Raw genomic sequence first — 19,715 nt, forward strand, 5'->3', positions numbered from 1 at the left:
AGCGTAGGAGTCGCGGCGGCCTCGAGCAAGCCAGAGCGCGGTCCTGTCCAAGCGCTCATGGGGCCGTGCGCCCGGTCCCCTTCAGCATCCAATCCACCCGACTCCGCTGCTCAGGGTTCTCCCAGCGCGAATGACGCCATCCGATGTCTGTAGACCTTTCCGGTGTCTTCGAGGACATCGTTGTGCCCCGCCCCCGCCACTGTCTCCACGACGGCCTGGGGGAAGAGCGTGCCCAGCCTGCGCCCCATGTCCACGGGGATGAGGGTGTCCTCCTCGCCGTGGATGATGAGCACGGGGAGCTTCACGGCGGCGGCCTTGGACGCGGTGTCATACCAGTCCCGGGCCAATAGGCGGACGGGCAGGAAGGGAAAGGCCGTGGCCCCGATGTCCGGGATGGACGTGTACGGACTCACGAGCATGACCCGTGAACCGTGCCCACGGCGCGCCATCTCCACTGCCACGCCCGTCCCCAGGCTGCGGCCACTGAGCACTGTCTGCTCGGCGCTCACCCCCTTCGCGCGCAGCCAGGCGAGCGCCGCTTCCGCCGCGGCGTAGATGCCTTCCTCCGTGGGATGCCCCGGTGACGCGCCATAGCCCGGGTACTCGACGGTGAGGAAGCCCAGCCCCCGCGCTTGCATCAAGTTGCCCAGGCCCATCTGCGTCAGCACCTCCTCCCCGTTGCCGTGGAAGTGCACCACCGTGGGCGCGCCCGGAGGTGCCGGCAGGTGGAACAGGTCCACATACAGGCCGCCCTCCAACGGGAGGCGGCTGAAGCCGTCACTTTCCGCCAGCGGCTGCGTGCCCTTGGGAGCCGGGTAGAGCAAGGAGCGTTGCAGCGCGAACACCGCCACACACAACACGAGGTAGAGCGATCCGAGGGTGGCCAGGGTGAGGATGAGCATGCGGCGCAGCCGAAGCATCGGCCCAGTGTGCCGCAGTTCGCAACGCAGTGCGACGGCGAGTGGCGTCACGCCCGTGGTGTGAAGAGCCTGTCATTCCCACCCCGTCCAGCCAGCTCCCCTGGCATCCGAACCAGCGGCAATGCAACGATAGCGATTGGAAGCCCTCTCACAGACACGCCGCAGGACGACTCGGACACCCCAGGCCGCTGCCTGGATTGGAGAAGGCGTGACGTCTCATTGGGTGCTGGGCCATGCCCTGGAAGAACGGCTGCCTTCGCTCCGGATGCGCGGCACTCCGGACGCGGTGGATGAGGCCCGCGCGCGGCGCAGGCTGGAGCGCTGGCGCAAACAAGAACCACTCACGCGGGACTCACTCTGGGCCGAGCGCCTGCGTGCCTCGGGGCTGACGGAAGCGGAGCTGCACACCCTCCTGGGAGAACCAGCGGAGGCGCTGCATGCACGCATGGGCGCGCCTCCGCCGTGGCAACGCGTCATCGAGCAGGCTTACGCGTCGGAGATATCGCCGCCCTTCTCCTGGCCGGAGCCCACGCCACCGGGCGCGGCCCTGCTCGGCCTGGTCGAACCGCTCGTCCACGCGGCACACGCGCGGCTCGTCTCCGCCCTGGACACCTGCCTGCGTGACACGCCCGAAGTGCCGTTCGAGCCCGAGCATACGGCCCGCATGTTGCTCGCGCCGCTCCCGCGAATGTTGATGCCCTTGCTGGGACGGACGCTCGCGGTGGAGCTGCGCATCGCTCAGCTCGAAGGACGACTCCAGGGCGACACGCCCGAAGCGCGCTTCCTGGACTTCGCCCAGCACCTCCGGCGACGCGACGTGGCGCTCGACATCCTTGCCCGTTACCCGGTGCTTGCGCGGCAAGCCGTGGAGTACGTCACCGCGTGGGAAGCCACGGGCGTGGAGCTGATGCAGCGGCTGGCCCGGGACGCCACCGCGCTGTGGCACCGCTTCCACGGCGGCGTTCCTCCCGGCCTGCTGATGGAGGCCCAAGGCGGTCTGTCAGACCCGCACCGAGGTGGACGCACCGTCTTCCTGCTCCGCTTCGCCTCGGGACTGCGGCTCGTGTACAAGCCGCGCCCGCTCACGGCGGAGGCTGCCTTCCAGCAACTCCTCTCCTGGCTGAACGCGCGCGGCCTCACGCCTCCGCTGCGCACGGTGGAGGTCCTCTCATCGGACGGCTACGGGTGGATGGAGTACGTGGAGGCCGCGCCCTGCCAGTCAGCCGAGGAGGTGCGGCGCTTCCATCTGCGGCAAGGCGCCCTCGTCGCGCTGCTCTACGCGCTGGACGTCACCGACATCCATTACGAGAACCTCATCGCGGTGGGCGAGCACCCCGTCCTGGTGGACTTGGAGACGCTCTTCCATCCGCACACGCTCGCAGCCTCCATCCGGGACATGGAGAAGCAACCCGGCGCGGTGCTGAACGGTACGGTGCTCAAGAGCGGGCTGTTGCCCCAACCCGCCTGGCGCGCGAAAGACGGAACGGAGGTGGACTTCAGCGCTCTGGGCGCCGGCGAGGGACAGCTCACACCACTGGGCTACCTGGTGGCGACGGCGCACGGCACGGACCAGCTCCGCTTCGAGCGGCGCCGGATGGAGATTCCTGGCGCGGCGAACCGTCCTCGCATGGAGGGACAGGACATCTCAGTGGCGGAGCAGGCGGACGCGCTCGCGCAGGGGTTCTCGACCCTGTACCGGCTGCTCGCCGAGCACCGGGATGCGCTGCTCGCCCCTGGAGGGCCGCTCGCGGCTTTCGAGCACGCGCCCGTGCGCGTGCTCTTTCGCGGCACAGCCAGTTACGACGCCCTGCTGCACGAGAGCATGCATCCCCATGCGATGGGGGACGCGCTGGACCGGCAGCGCTTCTTCGACCACCTCTGGCTGGCCGTGAAGGAACGCCCGTACCTGGCGGCCCTCATCCCTTTCGAGCAGGAGGAATTGCAGCGCGGCGACATCCCCCGCTTCACCGCCCTGCCCGGCTCGAAGGACCTGTGGTCAGGGGCGGGCCGCCACCTGCCCGACTTCTTCGACGACTCCGGCCTGGAGCGGGCGCGGCGGCGATTGACGGGGCTGTCACCGGATGACCACGAGCGGCAGCTCGGCTTGCTGCGAAGCGCGCTCCACCGGGTCCGCTTGGCGGCAAGCCCTGGCGGGCGCCCCCGCTATCCGTTCCGCGAGCCGCCCGAGCCCGCGCACCCAGACGCGCTGCTGGCGGCTGCACGACGCGTGGGAGAGCGCTTGGTGGCCCTGTCGTTCTCCGGCGCGGGCCATTCCCACTGGCTGTCGCTCGAGATGGCCGACACGAAGGAGTGGCGGCTCGTCCAGGTGGGAGTGGACTTCTACCAAGGGCTCTCAGGCATCGCGCTGGTGCTGGCGCAGCTCGGAGCCCTGACGGGCGAAGCACGCTTCACGCAGGCAGCCCGAGGCGCATTGCGCCACCTGACCTGGCGCCTGGAGTCCTCGCCAACGCAGATCCGTGGCGTGGGCTTCCTCAATGGCTGGGGCGGCATTCTCTACGCCCTGACCCACCTGGGGGCCCTGTGGGGGGAACGCGCGCTGTTCGAGACCGCCGAATCCTTCGTGGACGCCATGGCTCCCCGCGTGGAGCAGGACGAGCACCTGGACCTGGGCAGTGGCTGCGCGGGCGCCCTGCTCGGCCTGCTGACGCTCGTGGGGCGACATCCGTCCGAGCGAGCGTCACAGCTCGCGCGCGTCTGTGGGGAGAAGCTGCTCCAGACGGCCACGCCTCAATCCCATGGCATGGGCTGGCTTTCACCCGCGACCGGCGGACAGGCGCTGTGTGGACTGGCACATGGAGGAGCGGGCATCGCGCTGGCGCTGCTGCGGCTGGCCTCGGCCACGGGAGAGTCCCGCTTCCACACCACGGCGCTGGAGGCGCTGGCGTATGAGCGTGGCCGGTTCTCGCCCGAGGCCGGCGACTGGCCCGACCTCCGCGCCGACGCCGGGGTGCACGGCGGTGATGGGCCCGCCTTCATGTGTGGCTGGTGCAATGGCGCACCCGGCATCGGGTTGGCGCGCATCTCCGGACTGCCGCTGCTCGATGACCACCGGGTGCGTGAGGAAATCGCCACGGCGGTCCACGCAACGCTCGCGGGAGGCCTCGGCTACAACCATGGCCTGTGTCATGGCGACCTGGGCAACGTGCTCTTCCTGCTGGAGGCCGCGCGCACACTGCACGATGACACGCTGCTGCGGCGCACCTATCAGCTCGCGGGCGGCATCCTCCAGGGCATCGAGTCGCACGGCTATCTGCATGGCCTGCCCGACAGCATCGAGACGCCAGGGCTGATGGTGGGGCTCGCGGGCATCGCCCACGGCCTGTTGCGGCTCGCGGCGCCTGAGCGGGTGGCGGATGTGCTCTCCGTGGCCCCTCCCATCTCGTGAAGCGGCTTCGTTCCCGACGAACTCCGGCACCGCGAGGGTTGGCGGTCCGTTGGCAGTCCCCCAACAACCCAAGAGGAGCAGCACCATGAGCCACAGCGACAAGAACCACATCCTCCGCGCCTGGCGTGACGCCGACTACTACGACAGCCTCTCCGACGCGGAGCGCGCCGCGCTTCCGGCCAGCCCCGCGTCCGTCATGGAGCTGGAGGATGCGACGCTGGCGTTCATCACCGGCGGCGATGCCGAGGCCACCTGCCCCGCCACCCCCACGCCCAACGAGCTCACCTGTCTCTATACGAACTGCGGGCGCATCGCCTGCTGCCGCTGAGCGGAGGGACGTGAGCTGACGCGGAAGGACCGTGGCGACTCGACGTGAATACGGACGTGGACCGCTCGGGGGAGCGGCGGAGGAATGCCGCTCCCCGGTCTGCCCCACCGAGAAGCTGAGCGCAGTGCCTATCCAAACAGGCCGAGTGACGGAGGCGGCGTGAAGCCAGGGAACACCCTCGCCAGCTCCACACCGGGCCGACAGGCACGCAGGACTTCCGCCAACGGCGCGCGTACGTCCGTCCATGCAGGCACATCGCGCCCGTCCTGCAAGTGGTCCGGCTCCAGTGAATCGAAGCGTCCGTACACCTTGCCGCCCTTCACGCCGCCGCCCAGCACCAGCATCGCGCTGCCCACACCGTGGTCCGTTCCGCGACTGCCGTTCTCCCGCACGGTACGGCCGAACTCCGTCAACACCACCACCGTCACATGCTCCAGCCGAGGTCCCAGGTCCGCGGCGAAGGCAGACAGCGCGCTCCCCAACTCCTGGCAGCGGTTGGCGAACGCGCCCGTCGCGGCCCCCTGGGCGGCATGCGTGTCCCAGCCGCCCGACTCCGTCGCCGCCACCTCCAGCCCCACTTCTCCGTGGATGAGCCGCGCGATGTCCCGCAGCCGCTGCCCGAGCGGCCCCTTCGGATACGCCACCGCCGCGTGCGAAGGCAGCTTCGCCAGCTGGTCCCCGTCCAGCAGGGACATCGCCTCGAATGCGCCCTGCCCTGTCGTCCGCAGCGCCTCGTCCACGGCGCCCGCATAGAGCGCACTGAAGCCCCGGGTGGCTTCCTCCCCCCGGCGTCCGCCTCGCAACCGGAACTCCTCCAGCCGCCCCATGGCCACCGCCCCCGCGTCTCCGAACAACGCTCGGGGCAGCGTGGGCTGCAGCGCCACGGCGCGCAGCGCGGCGCCCTCCTCTTCGTCCAGCGCGCGGTTGAGCCAGCCATCCGGCGTCGATTTGCGCCCTGGCGTTCCAGACTCCACGAAGTCTTGCGCGTCGAAGTGGGAGCGGACCGGCTCCGGCAATCCCACGCCATGCAGCACCGCCAGTCGGCCGTCGTGCCACAGCGGCATCAGCGCATCGAGCCTCGGATGCAAACCGAACGGCCCTGACAGCTTCAGCGCGGCATCCGGCCCGCTTGCCCGCAGTGCCAGCGAAGGGCGCGCCCGGTGGTACGCCGCATCCTCGATGGGCGGCACCAACGAGAGTCCGTCCACGCCTCCACGCAGGAAGACTGTCACCAGCGTGCGGCGAGCGGCTGACACTGGACTCGCAGCGAGCGCCCGTCCCAGGAACCCCGGAGCACAAACAAGCCCCACGCCCGTCACTCCCAGGGCGCGCAGCAGATGGCGGCGAGTCAGCGGTGCGGTCATGGCGTCTGGAGCTCCGAAGTTGCGCCCGTCTCCAGGCAAGAACACGCAACCCCACGAGAGGTTAACTCGCTCAACACCGCCAGCGACCTTTCCTCGCGGCGCGTCCGCGCGCCTTGACAGTCCAAGAAGGCCGACAGCCTGGGCCCGGGCCCGGGCTCAAAAGAGAACCCGGTGTGAATCCGGGGCTGCCCCGCGGCGGAGAGGTACAAGTCTCATGTCGAATGGAACTCGGTGCGGAAGGCGCCCCAGGCCGGCTGCTCCAGCGCGACATTCACATCACGCAGCTTCGCGGCGGGCACCTTCGGCGTCCCCACCTGCCTGAAGCCCATGACGACGTGCCACCTCACGACCTCCACACCGGTGGGCGGAAACTGCTGGAAGAAGTCCTGCTTCGGCGAAGCTCCTCACGTCGCGCACCGTCCCGATGACAACCGTCAGCGGCCGAGGTCGAACACCAGCTCGAGCTCGGTGACGTCCCCCTGGCAGGGCCCCTCGCTCGCGACGTCGGCCCGGAGCGAGAGACGGCCCTTGAGTTTCGGCGGATCATCGAGCACCAGCTCTCCACGCAACTGCTGAGGCGTCTGCTCGATGTAGCGCGGCATCTCGTCACAGACCGTCCATGCCCACGCCGAGACAATTGCCGGAGCGTGGCCCGCCTGCGCGGTGAACTCAGCGGTTCCATCGGAACCGTAGGCCAGGGGAATGGCGGTGCCCGCGATGGTCAGCGCCGAGCGGTCGGCGCCCAGGGCCGTGGAGTCGAATCGCAGCTCCATGCAGGATTGATGGGTGCCGTCGGCGTCGACATCCGTCACACCATGGAAGCCGCACACGGACATCTCTCTGAGCCCCGAGCTCCCCGCCCCATCTTCAGTGATGAAATGCGAGCCGGGGGACTCCGTGAACTCCTTCCATGCTTCGCCATGACGTGCGCGCATGGTGAGGTTCCAGATCGGCTCATCCTCACCACAAGCGGTGAGCAGGAGCAGCAGCGCCAGCGAACAAGCCGGCTTGAAGAGACGGGACGGCTCGGTGAATGGGGTCATGTCGGGAGGCGTGACTAGCACGACGTCTCGCGTTTGAACCGCGAAGCAAAGGACTCAGCGGGCCCACCACGCAGCCGCCGAGCCAATCCTGACTCCTGAGAAACCAAACACGTCAGCCCATGTTTCCAACCTATCCGGCGATGTCAGAGGGCTCCGATACGTTGACTTCTCAACATCAGGAGAAGCGGATGCACCCCGACAACACGGAAGTGAAGAGCGGCCTCAAGGCCATGATCGTCGACCGCCTGCGGCTGGACATCGACCCCGCGAGCATTCCGGACGGGGCACCGCTGTTCGGTGGTGACTCGCAGGAAGGTGAGGCGGGAGGACTGGGACTCGACAGCGTCGAGGCGTTGGAGATCGTGGTCGGCATCGAGGAGAAGTGGGGCGTCGTCATCGCGGATGACAGCGTCGCCAAGGAGTTCCACTCCATCGACACGCTCGCCGCGCTGGTCAACCGGCTCATCGCGGAAGGCGGGAAGAAGGCCGCCTGTGCCTAGCCAACAGGCAGCAACGCCCGCCGGGCTCGGCATCCAGGAGCTCCTCCGGCTCCTGCCGCATCGCTATCCGATGCTCATGGTCGACCGGATTGACAGCTTGGAACCCGGCGTGTTCGCCGAGGGAATCAAGTGCGTCACGGCGAACGAGCCCTTCTTCCAGGGGCACTTTCCCGAGCACCCCATCATGCCCGGCGTGCTGATCGTCGAATCCATGGCCCAGGTGGCGGGCGTCATGCTCCGCACGAGGAGCCGCCCGGACCTCGCGCCCGTGGAGCCGGCGACACAGAAGCCAGCGCGGCCGGGCGTGATGGCCAACATCCACCGGATGCGCTTCCGCCGCCCTGTCGTTCCGGGAGACCAGCTCCGTGTCCGGGCCACGCACCTCAAGAGCCTCGGCACCATCCACCATGTGAAGGTCGAAGCACGCGTGGGTGAAGAGCTGGTCGCCGACGGCGAATTGATGCTGGGCGCCTAGCCCCAAGGAAACACATCACCATGTTCTTGAAAGTGCTGCTCCAGGGGAGCGGCTTTCCACGGCTGCGCTCCACTGTCACCCTCGTGCAATCCCAACAGCGAAACATTCTGGTGGACAGCGGTCTGTGCGACGACGCGGGACGCCTGGTGCTCGCACTCAAGGAACGCGGCCTGACACCGGATGACGTGGACGTGGTCGTCGCCACGCACCTCCACTACGACCACTGCGGCAATCACTTGCTGTTCCGCAACGCGCAATACGTCGTGGGCGCCAAGGACTTCGTCGAAAACGCGCACTTCATCGAGGCGTATCACCAGGACCACACCCCAGGGAAAGCCGCGACCTCGGAGCTGCTGCGCGAGCATTACCAGACGGTGAAGGAGTTCTATGTCCGGTCCATCGTGCGCGAGGTGACTCGGAACATCGGGTTCTACAACCGCGTGCTCGAACGTGACTCGCGCTTCGTCCCTGTCGACGGCAGCCACTGGCTGACGGAGGAGGTCGAGGTGCTGCCCACGCCGGGCCATACCCATGGGCATATCTCCGTCGTCGCGCACCGCGCCCGCACGGACGATGAGGGCACGCCGCGAAAAATTCTCATCGCAGGGGATGCGCTCTTCACACGGAAGACCTTGGTGGAGAACGCCGAGCGGGAGCTCCAGCTCGCGCAGGACACCGAGCTCTACAGCCACACCCGCCGCAAGCTCCTCCGCGAATACCGCCACATCATTCCGGGCCACGACTGTCTGGTGGACACGGCGCCGTCCGAGCCACTGGAGAAGCTCTCATGAGCCCCCATCGCGTCGTCATCACGGGCCTTGGCGTGACAGCCGCCAATGCGCTGTCCGCCGACGAGCTCGCCCAGGCCCTGTCGAACCGCCGCAGCGGCATCCGGCGGGCCGCCCCGTTCGACATCGAAGGCCGGACGTACTCCGCGGGCGTGGTGGACCTGCCGGACGAGACGCCCGACAACGGTTTGGACCGCGTGTCAAAGCTGGCCCTTCACGCCGCGGAGCAGGCCCTCCGCGACAGTGGGCTCGAAGCCCAGGGGAACTGGCGGGAGGTGGCGGGGGTCATGCTGGGCACGAGCCGTGGGCCCGCCTTGTCCCTCGAACAGGTCATTCGCTCCGGAGGTGATGAGGACGCTCGCCGGAGACACTTCGGGGAGGTTCCCTTCTCCTCCATCGCGCGGAACGTCGCGGACCGGTTCGGCCTGGGCGGCATCCTGTCCACCGTCACCATGGCCTGCGTGTCCAGCAGCCTCGCCATGGGCCGAGCACTGGACGAAATCCGTCAGGGACGGGCCTCCGTGATGCTGGCGGGAGGAGCGGACGCACTGACCCTGCTCAGCTTCAGTGGCTTCTCCGTCCTGCGCGCCATGACGCCCACGGTGTGCCGCCCCTTCGACCATCGGCGCAATGGGATGGTACTCGGCGAGGGTGCGGGCATCCTCGTGCTCGAGGAGCTGAACCACGCGCGCCAGCGGGGCGCTCGAATCCATGCGGAGCTGTGCGGCTGGGGAACGGCGGGCGATGCCCATCACCCCACCAGTCCGCACCCCGAGGGCCGGGGGCTCCAACAGGCGATGACGCTCGCCTTGCGACAGGCGGGACTGACGACGGAGCAGATCGACTTCGTCAACCTCCACGGAACCGGGACGCCGGCCAATGACCCCGCGGAGTGCCAGGCAATGCGAGGTGTCTTCGGCGCGCGAGCCGCGTCGGTGCCGGTCAACTCCCTGAAGCCCTACTTCGGCCACACGCTGGGGGCCTCCGGCGCGCTGGAGCTCATCGGCTCCGTGCTGGGCATGGCTCGCGACTTCCTCCCGCCCACCCTCAACTGCGAGGAACTGGACCCGAAGTGCGACGTCGACGTGGTGCGTGGCGAGGGCCGCGCCCAACGCATCGACACGCTGATGAGCACCAAGTCCGCGTTCGGCGGGGCGAACGTCGCCCTCGTTGCCCGGCGCTTTCCCGAGACAGGGAGGGCGCCACGATGAGCCGGCGCATCGTCATCAGCGGGCTCGGCGCGGTGTGTCCCCGAGCCATGGGACCTGCGGCCCTCTGGGAGCGCTTCTCCCAAGGCGATGCGGGCCCACCGTCCTCCCTGGCGGAGCGCATTCCCGACGCGGCGTTCGCGAAGCAGTCCGCCCAGTTGCGGCACATGGACCGGCTCGGACGCATCGCGCTCACCGCGACCACACTGGCAATCGAGGATGCCAGGCCCGGCAATCCCCTCCAGACAGGCATCGCGTTCGGCTCCAGCTACGGCTGCCTGCCCACGAACGCGGAGTACCTGGAAGCCATCCTGGAGCGAGGCGGCCGTTACGGAAACCCGGTGGTGTTCCAGAACACCGTCACCAACGCGGCGACGGGCTACATCTCCATGGTGCACGACCTTCGCGGTCCCACCGCGACCCTGTGCTCGGGCCACGCCGCGGGACTGGAGGCACTTCGCTTCGGCTGCCAGCAAATCGAGGAGGGGCAGGCGGAGCGGATGGTGGTGGTGGGCGCGGACACCCTGAGCCCCATGCTCCTGGCTGGCATCGCCCTGCCTGAGGGAATGCGGGTGAGTGAAGCAGCGTGCGCCCTGGTCCTGGAGGAGCACACGCGCGCCCTGACGCGCGGCGCACACCCCCACGCGGAAGTCCTGGGCACCGGGCACCGGGGAGGCTCGCTCACGAACCAGGCGCACACGCTGGCCCGCGCGGTGCGGGACGCAATGCACACGGCTCGAATCGCGCCCGAGCAACTGGGCGCCGTCTTCTCCTGTGCGAACGGGCGAGGAGGCTTCGACGGGTGGGAGCAGCGAGGGCTGCACGAAGCCCTCGGGGCGCACGCGGCGAAGGTGCCCGTGAGCTGTCCCAAGGACGTGCTTGGAGAGACGTTCAGCACGGCGGGCATGCTGGCCGTCGTGCTGGCCACGCGGGTCCTCGACAAGGGATGCGCGCTGGTCACCGCTCTGGGGGGTGAGGGCAGCGCCCTGGCTGTGGTGCTGCGCGGGGGTGCTCATGACTGAGCACCCCATGGCCCGCATCTACGGCGGGACACCGCACCGGTTCCCCATGCTGCTGGTCGACGCGGTGGAGGCGCTCTCACCGGGCTTTGGCAGGGCGTTCAAGCAGGTCTCCGGCAACGAGATGATGTTCGAGCGTTTCGGAGACGCGCCCCCCGCCCTGCCCTCCTGCCTGCTGGTGGATGCCCTGGGACAGGTCGCCATCATGCTCCTGCGCGGGCCCGACGAAGTCACACCGTCTGTCTGGTACCTCGGCGGCATCGAGGCAATGACATTTCACACCCCCATCCCGGCCGGCAGCGTCCTGCGGATGGAAGCCAACATTCTCAAGCGGTGGCGGACCACGGTGCGCGTCGAGGTCAAGGCCTGGGCCGACGCTGTCCCGGCTGCCAGCGGCGTCATGGTGCTTTCCCAGAGAGGTTCAAAGTCACATGAGTCACCCTGAAACAAACACACCGTTCCTGGACGGCTTCCTCCACCAGCAGGTGGTGCTGGTCACCGGAGCGGGACAGCCCATCGCCAATGCCATTGCACGGCGCCATGGGAAGGCGGGGGCACGTCTGGCCCTGGTGTTCCTGCCGGAGCACGAGGCAGAGGCGACTGCACTCGCCAGGGAGCTGGGCGCGGAGCTGGCCCTGCCCTGCGAGTCTTCTGACGCACAGGCGGTGGGCACGGTGGTCCGCCGCGTCGCCACGGAATTGGACCGCATCGACCTGCTCATCAACGCGTCATTGAGCCGCGCGGCCGGCCGGCTCAGCGACCTGTCCGCCGAGCAGTGGAAGGCCGTGCTCGACCGCCAGTTGAGTGGGACAGCGTGGTTCTGCAAGGAGGTCATCCGCCCGATGATGCGCAAGCGCTCGGGGCGCATCGTCAACCTGCTGGATGCCGCTTCCGGAGGCGCGAGCCGCGTGGCCGCCGAAGGCATCACCGCGATGACACGCGCGCTGGCCAACGAGGTGGCCCGGCAAGGCATCTCCGTGAACACGCTGGCGGTCCAACTCCTCGAGGAGGAGACAGCACACCTCACCCCAGCGCAGCGCGAGCGGCTCGATGGCGAGCTGGGTCCCCTGGGGCGGCTCGGGAGCGCGGAGGAGGTTGCCGAGGCCGTGCTCTTCCTCGGTTCGAGCGCAGCGAACCTCACGACGGGTCAGCGCCTGTCTGCCACCGGAGGTCTGTGGTGAGTGAATCCCAGGCAGCACGTCAGCGGTTCCAGCAGCAGACGGTCATCATCACGGGCGGCTCGCGTGGCATTGGCAAGGCCATTGCCCTCACCTTCGCCGCGGAGGGCGCGGACATCGTCCTCAACTACGGGAGCAACGCGGAGGCCGCGCGGCAGGCCGCCGCCGAGGTCGAGGCGCAGGGCCGACGCTGCGTGCTGGTCCCCGGCTCGGTCGCCAGTCCCGACGTACCAGGACAGCTCCGAGAGGCGGCGCTCTCCCACTTCGGCCGCATCGATGTGCTGGTGAACAACGCCGGCATCAGCCGGGATGGGCACTTGATGATGCTCCAGGCCGCGGCGTGGCGGGAGACGGTGGACGTCAATCTCTACGGCGCGCTCGCCTGCTGTCAGGCGGTCATTCCGACCATGGTGCAGCAGGGCCGTGGCGCCATCATCAACATGTCCTCCTCCGCCGGAATCCGGGGACGCGCGGGACAGGTGCCCTACGCCGCCACCAAAGGGGCCTTGATTGGGCTGACGCAGGCGCTGGCGGGAGAGCTGGGGCCACATGGCATCCGGGTGAACTGCGTGGCGCCTGGCTTCGTGGAGACGGAGATGGTCGCGGGGCTGATGAACCGTCCCGGGGTGCGTGAGGGCTTCATCCAGGCCACCCCCATCCGCCGGCTGGGAACCGTGGAGGACGTCGCCAACGCCACGCTCTTCCTGGCGTCTCCGGAGAGCGCCTACGTGGTCGGCGACGTGCTGCGCGTGAATGGCGGGCTGGTGCTGTAGCGCGCCGCTCGCGGACATCTGTCTTTTCAAGGAATCGCGCAACACGGGCTGAGAGGAACAGGATGAGCAACAAAGTCGTCGTTACCGGCATTGGCGTTCTCACGCCCATTGGCAACAACCTGGAGGAGTTCTCCGAAGGGCTTCGCTCGGGGAGAGATGGCATCGCGCCCGTCACCCGTTTCGACGCCAGCAAGCACCGCTGTCAGTCCGCTGGCGAGCTGAAGAACATCGACTTCTCCGCGCACTTCAGCCCCGAGGAGCTGCCCTACCTCAGTCGCGGCGCCCAGATGATTCGCGTGGCGGCGGCGCAGGGACTGGCGGCGTCCGGGCTGGACCTGGACGTCGAGGACCGCTCGCGCATTGGCGTGGTGCTCGGAACCAACCTGGGAGGAATGCCCGCGAGGAAGGAAGGCTACGCCGCGCTGCACTACCCCTACCGGCGCGGGCGCGCGGGCCCAAAGGAGCCCTGGCGAGCCCTGGTGCTCGACAGCTTCATCTGCGCCATGAGTGACCACGTCGCCAGCCAGTACCAGTTGGGGGGACTCAGCCTGGTCATGTCCACCGCGTGCAGCGCGGGCCTGCATGCCCTGGGCGTGGCGATGGATGTGATTCGCTCCGGGCGGTCGGAGGTGATGCTCGCGGGCGGAGTCGATCCGCTCAGTGAGATGCCCCAGGCCGGCTTCGGCGTCCTGCGCTCCCTGGCGAGCGACAAGCTGCGGCCCTTCAGCAAGGACCGCGATGGGACGCTGCTGGGCGAGTCCGCCTCGCTGTGGGTGCTGGAGAGCGAGGCCCACGCGAAGCGCCGCGGAGCGAACATCCTGGCGGAGCTCGCGGGCTACGGAGGCTCCACGGACGCCTACCACATGACCCGGCCCGACGAGACGGGACGCGGCCCCGCGCGGGCCATGCAGGCGGCGCTGGCGAGCGCGGGCCTGAAGCCCGAGCAGATTGGCTACATCAAGGCGCACGGCACGGGCACGCCGGCCAATGACGTCATCGAGACGCGCGCCATCAAGCATGTCTTTGGCGAGCAGACCCGAGTCCCCGTCAGCTCCATCAAGGCGATGGTCGGCCACAGCCTCGGGTCCAGCGGCGCCATGGAGGCAGCCGCGGCGGTGGTGGCGCTGAACGACGGCTTCCTGCCGCCCACGCTGCACCTGGATACGCCAGACCCCGAGTGCGACCTGGACTACGTGCCCCATCACAGCCGGCCCACGAAGCTGGAAGCGGTGCTCTCCAACGCGTTTGGCTTTGGCGGCAACAACGCCGCGATGGTCTTCCGCCGCTGGGAGGGCTGATGCAACACAAGGGGAAACGCATGGCTGGCGGTACGCGAATGACAGATGAGATGCGAGTGGTCATCACCGGCATGGGAGCGGTGTCCCCCTACGGGGCGGGCGTCCCGCCCCTGCTGGACGCGCTCGCCGAGGGACGCAGCGCCATCCGCCCCATCGATGACTTCGATGTGTCGGGGTGCGGTTGCAAGCACGGGGCGCGCGTTCCTCCAGGGAGCCTGTCCGCGCTGACGGGCTCCAACAACCTGCGGCGGGCGCCTCGAGGGACGCAGTACACGATGCTCGCCACGGAGGAGGCGCTCCAGATGGCGGGGCATGGGCCCTCCACCTGGAACCCGGAGCGGGTGGGCGTGTTCCTGGGCACCTACCGGGCCATGGCGGAGGTCAGCCAGGACATCTGGCACCGCATCATCACCAGCGAGCCGCGCTTCGTCCAACCGCTGCTGTTCCAGGAGACCGTGACGAACGCGGTGGCCAGCGCGCTGAGCATCCGCTGGGGCTGGCGCGGCACCAACTACGCCATCAGCGCTGGGAACGCCTGCGGCTTCCAGGTGCTCGCGCTAGCGGCGCAGGCGCTGCGCAGTGGACGGGCGGACGCCCTCATCGCGGGGACATTCGACTTGTTCACCACGGCCACGCACTTCGACATGGATGACATTGGCGTGCTAAGTGATGCCAACGTGAGCCGTCCCTTCGACACCCGGCGAGATGGTTACATCATGGGAGAGGGGGCGGCGGTGGTGGTGCTGGAAACACTCGCCTCCGCGCGGGCAAGAGGCGCCACCCCGCTGGCGGAGATTGCGGGCCTGGGCGTGGCGCACGACGGGCATTCCTTCGGCATCCACCACCCGGAGGGCCGGGGACTGGCCTCCGCGATGAGTCAGGCGCTTCGCGACGCGGATGCCTCGCCCGAGGCCGTGGACTACATCGCCGCGGCCAGCAACTCCACGCAGTCGTTGGACAGGGCGGAAGTAGCCGCGCTGAAGACGGTGATGGGCGCCGCGGCGAGCACCGTTCCCCTCAGCAGCGTGAAGGGACTCATCGGCGAAGCCGAGTCCGCCAGCGACATGTTCAACCTGCTCGCCTGTGTCGGCGCGGTTCGGGGAGGCGGGTTGCCTGTCCAGGCCGGCACCGAGCAGCCGGAGTTCGAGCTCAATCTGGTGCGCCAGTCGAGGCCACACCGGCCCATCCGGACGGCCCTGGCGCACTCCTATTCGTTCGGGGGCAACGCCGGCGCGGCGTTGGTCCGGGCGCTCTAGCATCGAGGAACACAGACATGGCCAACTTGGAAGGGACGGCGGCAAGCACGGCGAACGAGGACGTGCTCCTGTCCCTGAATGACATCCGGCGCGACTACGTCCTGGGAGAAACACGGGTCGAAGCCTTGAAAGGCGTCTCCCTGCGCATCCACCGGGGAGAGTTCGTCGCCATCTGGGGCCCGTCGGGCAGCGGCAAGTCCAGCCTGATGAACATCCTGGGGCTGGTGGATGCGCCCACCTCGGGTGAGGTGTCGCTGGAAGGCACGCCCATCGCGAAGCTGACGGACAACGCGCTCTCCGACTTGCGCAGCCGCAAGGTCGGCTTCGTCTTCCAGAGCTTCAACCTCATCCCCGTGCTCAGCGCCCTGGAGAACGTCATGGTGCCGCTGCAGATTCAAGGCGTGGGCGCCGCCGAGGTACGCGAGCGCGCCAGTCAGGCCCTCAAGGACGTGGGCCTGGAGAATCAAGCCAACGCGCGCCCGGACAAGATGAGCGGCGGTCAGCGCCAGCGCGTGGCGATTGCCCGCGCGCTCGTCACGTCGCCGTCCATCGTCGTGGCGGATGAGCCCACGGCCAACCTGGACTCGGAGAACAGCTACATGGTGGTCAAGCTCATGCGTGAGCTCAACCGCTCCAAGCGCGTCACCTTCATCTTCACCACCCATGACCCGCGGCTCATGGACCTGGTCGACCGGAAACTCCTGCTCAAGGACGGCCTGCTCCAGGCGGACGAGGCTGTGCGATGAACTACTTCTCCATTGGCTTCCGCAACATCCTGAAGAATCACCGGCGCAGCCTCGTCACCCTCCTCTCCGTGGGCTTCGGCTTCGCATCCATCAGCCTCTTCGCGGGATACATCAAGTATGTGTACAGCGGGCTGGCCAAGCAGGCCATCCATGGGGAGCTGCTGGGGCACCTGACGGTGATGAAGCAAGGCCTGCGCACCCAAGGCCGCCTCCATCCGGCGCAATACATGTTCTCCAAGGAGGAGCTGGACCGGGTGATGCCCATCCTCCGGCAGTACCCTCACACGCGGCTGGTGACGCCGCGCATGTCTCTCAGCGGCATGGTGTCCAACGGCACCGCGTCCACCGTCTTCGTGGGCGAGGGCATGGTCCCCGAGGACGTCAAGAAGCTCCAGGGTGACTTCCAGCGCAAGCTGTCAGGTGACTTGAAGGCGGACAACCCCATCGGGGTGGCGACGGCGGAGGATCTGGGCAGGATTCTCAACCTGAAGCCCGGCGACTCGGCCGCGCTGCTGGTGAGCACGGTGACAGGTCAGGCCAATGCGCTAGACGTGGACATCGTGGACGACTTCAACACGGGCAACGTCGGCACCAACGACAAGTTCCTGTACCTGCCCTTCGACCTGGCGAAGTCCCTGTATGACTTCGACGGCGCCGAGCGGCTCATCGTGCTGCTGGATGACAAGGCCTTCACCGAGCAGGCGCGGACGGAGCTCACCGCGCAGCTCAAGCAAGCGGGCTTCGACGTGGAGCTCAAGACGTGGCTGGAACTGTCGAGCTTCTACTCACAGGTGAAGCGCCTGTTCGACATGATTTTCGCCTTCATCTTCAGCAACGTCTTCATCGTGGTGGTCATGAGCATCGTGAACTCCATGAGCATGACGGTGGTGGAGCGGACGCGGGAGATTGGAACGCTGCGCTCCATGGGGCTTCGCCGCTCGGGCATCCTGCGGCTCTTCACCACCGAGGCCTTCATGCTCGTGGTGCTGGGCTGCGCCGGAGGGTTGCTCTTCACGTTGCTGGTGCGGCTGGCCGTCAACAGCGCGGGCATCACCTACACCCCGCCCAACTCCTCCAACGTGGTCAGCCTCATGGTCGACCTCGACGTGCCCCGGATGGCGAGGACGTTCGTCATGCTCTCGCTGCTGGGCATCGCCGCGGCCTTCTTCCCGGCGCGTACCGCCGCGCGCAAGTGCATCACCGACTCGCTGGGCCATGTCTGACGGAAAGAGAGACATCACCATGAAACACATCCTGGCGCTCATCCTGGGACTGCTGCTCTTGCACACCGGCACGGCGCGGGCGGAGGAGCCAGACGCGGCGGAGATTCTCAAGGCCTCGGACCGCTCGCGGGGTGGCGGGCTTCCTGGCATCCGCTGGACGGTCCGCATCACTCCCGAAAGCGGCGTGGACAAGGAGCCCGAGCGGCTGCTCACCCTGAAGGCCAATGCCACCGCCAGCCTCGCGGAGACGCGAGAGCCCGTGCGCTTCAAGGGCTCCAAGCTGCTCCAGGTGGACCGGAACATGTGGATGAGCCGTCCCGGCCTCCGCAAGCCCATCCCCATCTCACCGAGGCAGAAGCTCTCCGGTCAGGCGTCTCAAGGCGACATCGCATCGACGAACTACGCCGTCGACTACCAGGGCAAGCTGCTGCGCGAAGAGGACGTCAACGGCGAGGCCAGCTACGTGCTGGAGTTGAAGGCCATCAACACGTTCTGCACCTATGACCGCATCACCTACTGGGTCTCCAAGGAGCGGCAGGTCGGTATCAAGGCGGAGTTCTTCTCCCTCTCCGGCAAGCTGCTGAAGTCCGCCACCTTCGAGTACGGCAACCAGCTCACCCACGAAGGCAAGACGTTCCCCTTCGTGAGCAAGATGACCATCCAGGACGCGCTCACGCCCGCCAGGACGATGCTGGAGTACGCCGACGTGCAGGTGACGGAGCTGGCGCGCGGGACGTTCGACGTCAACCGGCTTGGGAACTGAGGCGCATGCGCTCCAAGCGAATCGCTGTCTTCTCGCCAGCGGGCCTGCCGTTGTTCGTGGGCTTGCTGGCGGGAGGGCTGGGTACGAACGCGAAGGCCCAGGCATTCCAGGAGCTGCTGGAGCAGGGCTCCGCCGGCCTCCAGGTGCTGGCACTGGACAGTGAGCGAGGACTCCGTGAGAACAGCCTGCTCAATCCTGGCAACCGCATCGCCCGTCTTCCAGCAGGGCAGACGGAGGTGGAGGGCCGGCTTGATTTGAAGCTCGCCACGGACACCTTCGAGGTGAGCCTGAAGCCCCGGGCCCGCTTCGAGTGGCGGCGCTTCGGAGAGACGGGACCGGAGACGCGGCTCGACGCCTGGGTGAACCAGGGATTGGTGACGCTCTACCCGGTGCAGTCGCTCGCGGTGTCTCTGGGGAGGGACGTGCTCATGTGGGGGCCATCCAACTTCCGTTCGCCCAGCAATCCCATCTACTTCGAGAACGGCCGGAACAACCCCATGCGCGAGCTGCGCGGCGTGGACGTGGCCCAGGCCACCTGGTCCCCCACGCAGGCCCTGTCCCTGTCACTGCTGCACCAGTTCGGCGACGGACGCGGAGACTGGCAATGGGAGAAGGAGGACGGGTTCAAGGCCCTGTCGTTGCTGAAGGTGGACTACACGGCCGAGGCCTCCGTCGTGGGACTGAACGCCTCCAAGCGGTGGGCCCACGAACGCCCGCGCTTCGGTGCATTCGGGCAGACCACCGTCGGCGAGGCGCTGCTCCTCTACGCGGAAGGGGGCCTGCGGCAGGGGACCTCCGCGCTCTACCCCGAGCGGCTCCCCAACGCCGTGGGAGGCGCCTTCCTGCCGCGCCATGCCCGGGACCACCGGCTCATCTACTCCGCCCTCGCTGGCGGTGGCTACACGCTGGACTCCGGCCACACCGTCTACCTGGAGTACCTGAGCAACAATGAAGGCTACCGGTGGGCGGATGGCGCGCGGTACTTCGACATCGCCACCCGTGCATCCTCGGTCCTGACCCTCCCCTCTCCGGATGCCGCGCTCGCGGGCCAGACGCTGGGAGCGGCGCTCAACAACGGACTGCCGCTGCTGGGGCGGCACTACCTGTTCATGCAGGTGCAGAACAACCCCACCGACACCGGGCCGACCTGGCAGCTCCGCTATTCACTCAACCTGGTGGATGGCAGCGGACAGGCCTCCGCCTATGCGGAGTGGAATGTCTGGAGCCGCGTAGCGCTCTTCGCGCTGGGCGTCATTCACCACGGAGGCCCCCGCACCGAGTTCCACTCCCTGCTGAGCCAGTCAATTCTCGTGGGAGCCAGGGGCTACGTCCTGTAGGCGCGAAGGAAGCGCCATCGCGCTGCGCCAAAGCAGGAAGGCACTTGGGAGCTCGGGCCGCAATAGAACTCATACTCGACGTGAACTTTC

The 19,715-nt window shown here is 68.0% G+C and carries 20 protein-coding genes and 1 riboswitch; of the genes, 16 read left to right on the forward strand and 4 right to left on the reverse strand.

What is annotated here, in order from left to right:
* Positions 1–110: 110 nt before the first annotated feature.
* The gene (locus tag FL344_RS02720; RefSeq protein ID WP_141617403.1) at positions 111–920 is read right to left on the reverse strand and encodes an alpha/beta hydrolase; all 810 of its coding nucleotides are present in this window, start codon (positions 918–920) and stop codon (positions 111–113) included.
* Positions 921–1,128: 208 nt separating this feature from the next.
* Here FL344_RS02720 and FL344_RS02725 point away from each other — a divergent pair, with 208 nt between their 5' ends.
* Both FL344_RS02725 and FL344_RS02730 read left to right on the forward strand, forming a co-directional pair.
* Positions 1,129–4,326 (forward strand): type 2 lanthipeptide synthetase LanM family protein, encoded by a 3,198-nt coding sequence (locus FL344_RS02725; protein ID WP_228564723.1) that lies wholly within the window; start codon positions 1,129–1,131, stop codon positions 4,324–4,326.
* Between the two features lie 85 nt (positions 4,327–4,411).
* On the forward strand, positions 4,412–4,654 hold the full coding sequence (locus FL344_RS02730; protein WP_174257142.1) for a mersacidin/lichenicidin family type 2 lantibiotic: 243 nt from the start codon (positions 4,412–4,414) through the stop codon (positions 4,652–4,654).
* A gap of 128 nt (positions 4,655–4,782) precedes the next feature.
* On the opposite strand, the gene FL344_RS02735 is transcribed toward FL344_RS02730, so the two are convergent.
* The 3 genes from FL344_RS02735 to FL344_RS38910 all read right to left on the reverse strand — a co-directional run bounded on the left by FL344_RS02735 (position 4,783) and on the right by FL344_RS38910 (position 7,061).
* A complete protein-coding gene (locus FL344_RS02735; RefSeq protein WP_141617405.1) occupies positions 4,783–6,018 on the reverse strand; it encodes a DUF1501 domain-containing protein in 1,236 nt (411 codons plus the stop codon).
* 121 nt (positions 6,019–6,139) lie between these two features.
* A riboswitch (cobalamin riboswitch) is annotated at positions 6,140–6,244 on the forward strand.
* Complete coding sequence (locus tag FL344_RS39680; RefSeq protein ID WP_255508163.1) at positions 6,231–6,365, reverse strand: hypothetical protein; 135 nt, start codon at positions 6,363–6,365, stop codon at positions 6,231–6,233. (Overlaps the previous riboswitch by 14 nt.)
* 87 nt (positions 6,366–6,452) lie before the next feature.
* Entirely contained in the window at positions 6,453–7,061 is a 609-nt protein-coding gene (locus FL344_RS38910) for a hypothetical protein (RefSeq protein ID WP_228564724.1), read from the reverse strand.
* Between the two features lie 188 nt (positions 7,062–7,249).
* Here FL344_RS38910 and FL344_RS02745 point away from each other — a divergent pair, with 188 nt between their 5' ends.
* The 14 genes from FL344_RS02745 (at position 7,250) to FL344_RS02810 (ending at position 19,625) form a co-directional block, all read left to right on the forward strand.
* Entirely contained in the window at positions 7,250–7,561 is a 312-nt protein-coding gene (locus FL344_RS02745; RefSeq protein ID WP_090488559.1) for an acyl carrier protein, read from the forward strand.
* On the forward strand, positions 7,554–8,036 hold the full coding sequence (fabZ, locus tag FL344_RS02750; protein WP_011556325.1) for a 3-hydroxyacyl-ACP dehydratase FabZ: 483 nt from the start codon (positions 7,554–7,556) through the stop codon (positions 8,034–8,036). Before FL344_RS02745 ends, fabZ begins: the two co-directional genes overlap by 8 nt.
* A 20-nt stretch (positions 8,037–8,056) precedes the next feature.
* Positions 8,057–8,827, forward strand: a complete 771-nt coding sequence (locus FL344_RS02755; protein WP_141589289.1) for an MBL fold metallo-hydrolase — start codon at positions 8,057–8,059, stop codon at positions 8,825–8,827.
* Entirely contained in the window at positions 8,824–10,035 is a 1,212-nt protein-coding gene (locus tag FL344_RS02760) for a beta-ketoacyl synthase (protein WP_141617406.1), read from the forward strand. Before FL344_RS02755 ends, FL344_RS02760 begins: the two co-directional genes overlap by 4 nt.
* On the forward strand, positions 10,032–11,054 hold the full coding sequence (locus FL344_RS02765; protein WP_141617407.1) for a beta-ketoacyl synthase N-terminal-like domain-containing protein: 1,023 nt from the start codon (positions 10,032–10,034) through the stop codon (positions 11,052–11,054). Before FL344_RS02760 ends, FL344_RS02765 begins: the two co-directional genes overlap by 4 nt.
* Before the next feature lie 7 nt (positions 11,055–11,061).
* Entirely contained in the window at positions 11,062–11,496 is a 435-nt protein-coding gene (locus FL344_RS02770) for a 3-hydroxyacyl-ACP dehydratase FabZ family protein (protein ID WP_255508165.1), read from the forward strand.
* Positions 11,483–12,232, forward strand: a complete 750-nt coding sequence (locus FL344_RS02775) for an SDR family oxidoreductase (RefSeq protein ID WP_141617409.1) — start codon at positions 11,483–11,485, stop codon at positions 12,230–12,232. Before FL344_RS02770 ends, FL344_RS02775 begins: the two co-directional genes overlap by 14 nt.
* Positions 12,229–13,002, forward strand: coding sequence for an SDR family NAD(P)-dependent oxidoreductase (locus FL344_RS02780; protein ID WP_228564726.1), 774 nt, complete (start codon positions 12,229–12,231; stop codon positions 13,000–13,002). Before FL344_RS02775 ends, FL344_RS02780 begins: the two co-directional genes overlap by 4 nt.
* Positions 13,003–13,064: 62 nt before the next feature.
* Positions 13,065–14,300, forward strand: a complete 1,236-nt coding sequence (locus FL344_RS02785; RefSeq protein WP_141589295.1) for a beta-ketoacyl synthase — start codon at positions 13,065–13,067, stop codon at positions 14,298–14,300.
* 20 nt (positions 14,301–14,320) lie between these two features.
* The gene (locus tag FL344_RS02790; protein WP_228564727.1) at positions 14,321–15,556 is read left to right on the forward strand and encodes a beta-ketoacyl synthase; all 1,236 of its coding nucleotides are present in this window, start codon (positions 14,321–14,323) and stop codon (positions 15,554–15,556) included.
* A 17-nt stretch (positions 15,557–15,573) separates the two neighbouring features.
* The gene (locus FL344_RS02795) at positions 15,574–16,302 is read left to right on the forward strand and encodes an ABC transporter ATP-binding protein (RefSeq protein WP_141617412.1); all 729 of its coding nucleotides are present in this window, start codon (positions 15,574–15,576) and stop codon (positions 16,300–16,302) included.
* Positions 16,299–17,525 (forward strand): ABC transporter permease, encoded by a 1,227-nt coding sequence (locus tag FL344_RS02800; RefSeq protein WP_141589298.1) that lies wholly within the window; start codon positions 16,299–16,301, stop codon positions 17,523–17,525. The genes FL344_RS02795 and FL344_RS02800 overlap by 4 nt, the downstream gene beginning before the upstream one ends.
* Before the next feature lie 19 nt (positions 17,526–17,544).
* On the forward strand, positions 17,545–18,288 hold the full coding sequence (locus FL344_RS02805) for an outer membrane lipoprotein-sorting protein (protein ID WP_141617413.1): 744 nt from the start codon (positions 17,545–17,547) through the stop codon (positions 18,286–18,288).
* A gap of 5 nt (positions 18,289–18,293) precedes the next feature.
* Positions 18,294–19,625, forward strand: a complete 1,332-nt coding sequence (locus tag FL344_RS02810; protein WP_228564728.1) for a hypothetical protein — start codon at positions 18,294–18,296, stop codon at positions 19,623–19,625.
* Positions 19,626–19,715: the final 90 nt, after the last annotated feature.

Origin of the sequence: Myxococcus sp. AB036A (assembly GCF_006547355.1) — a bacterium.
Lineage (GTDB): Bacteria > Myxococcota > Myxococcia > Myxococcales > Myxococcaceae > Myxococcus > Myxococcus virescens.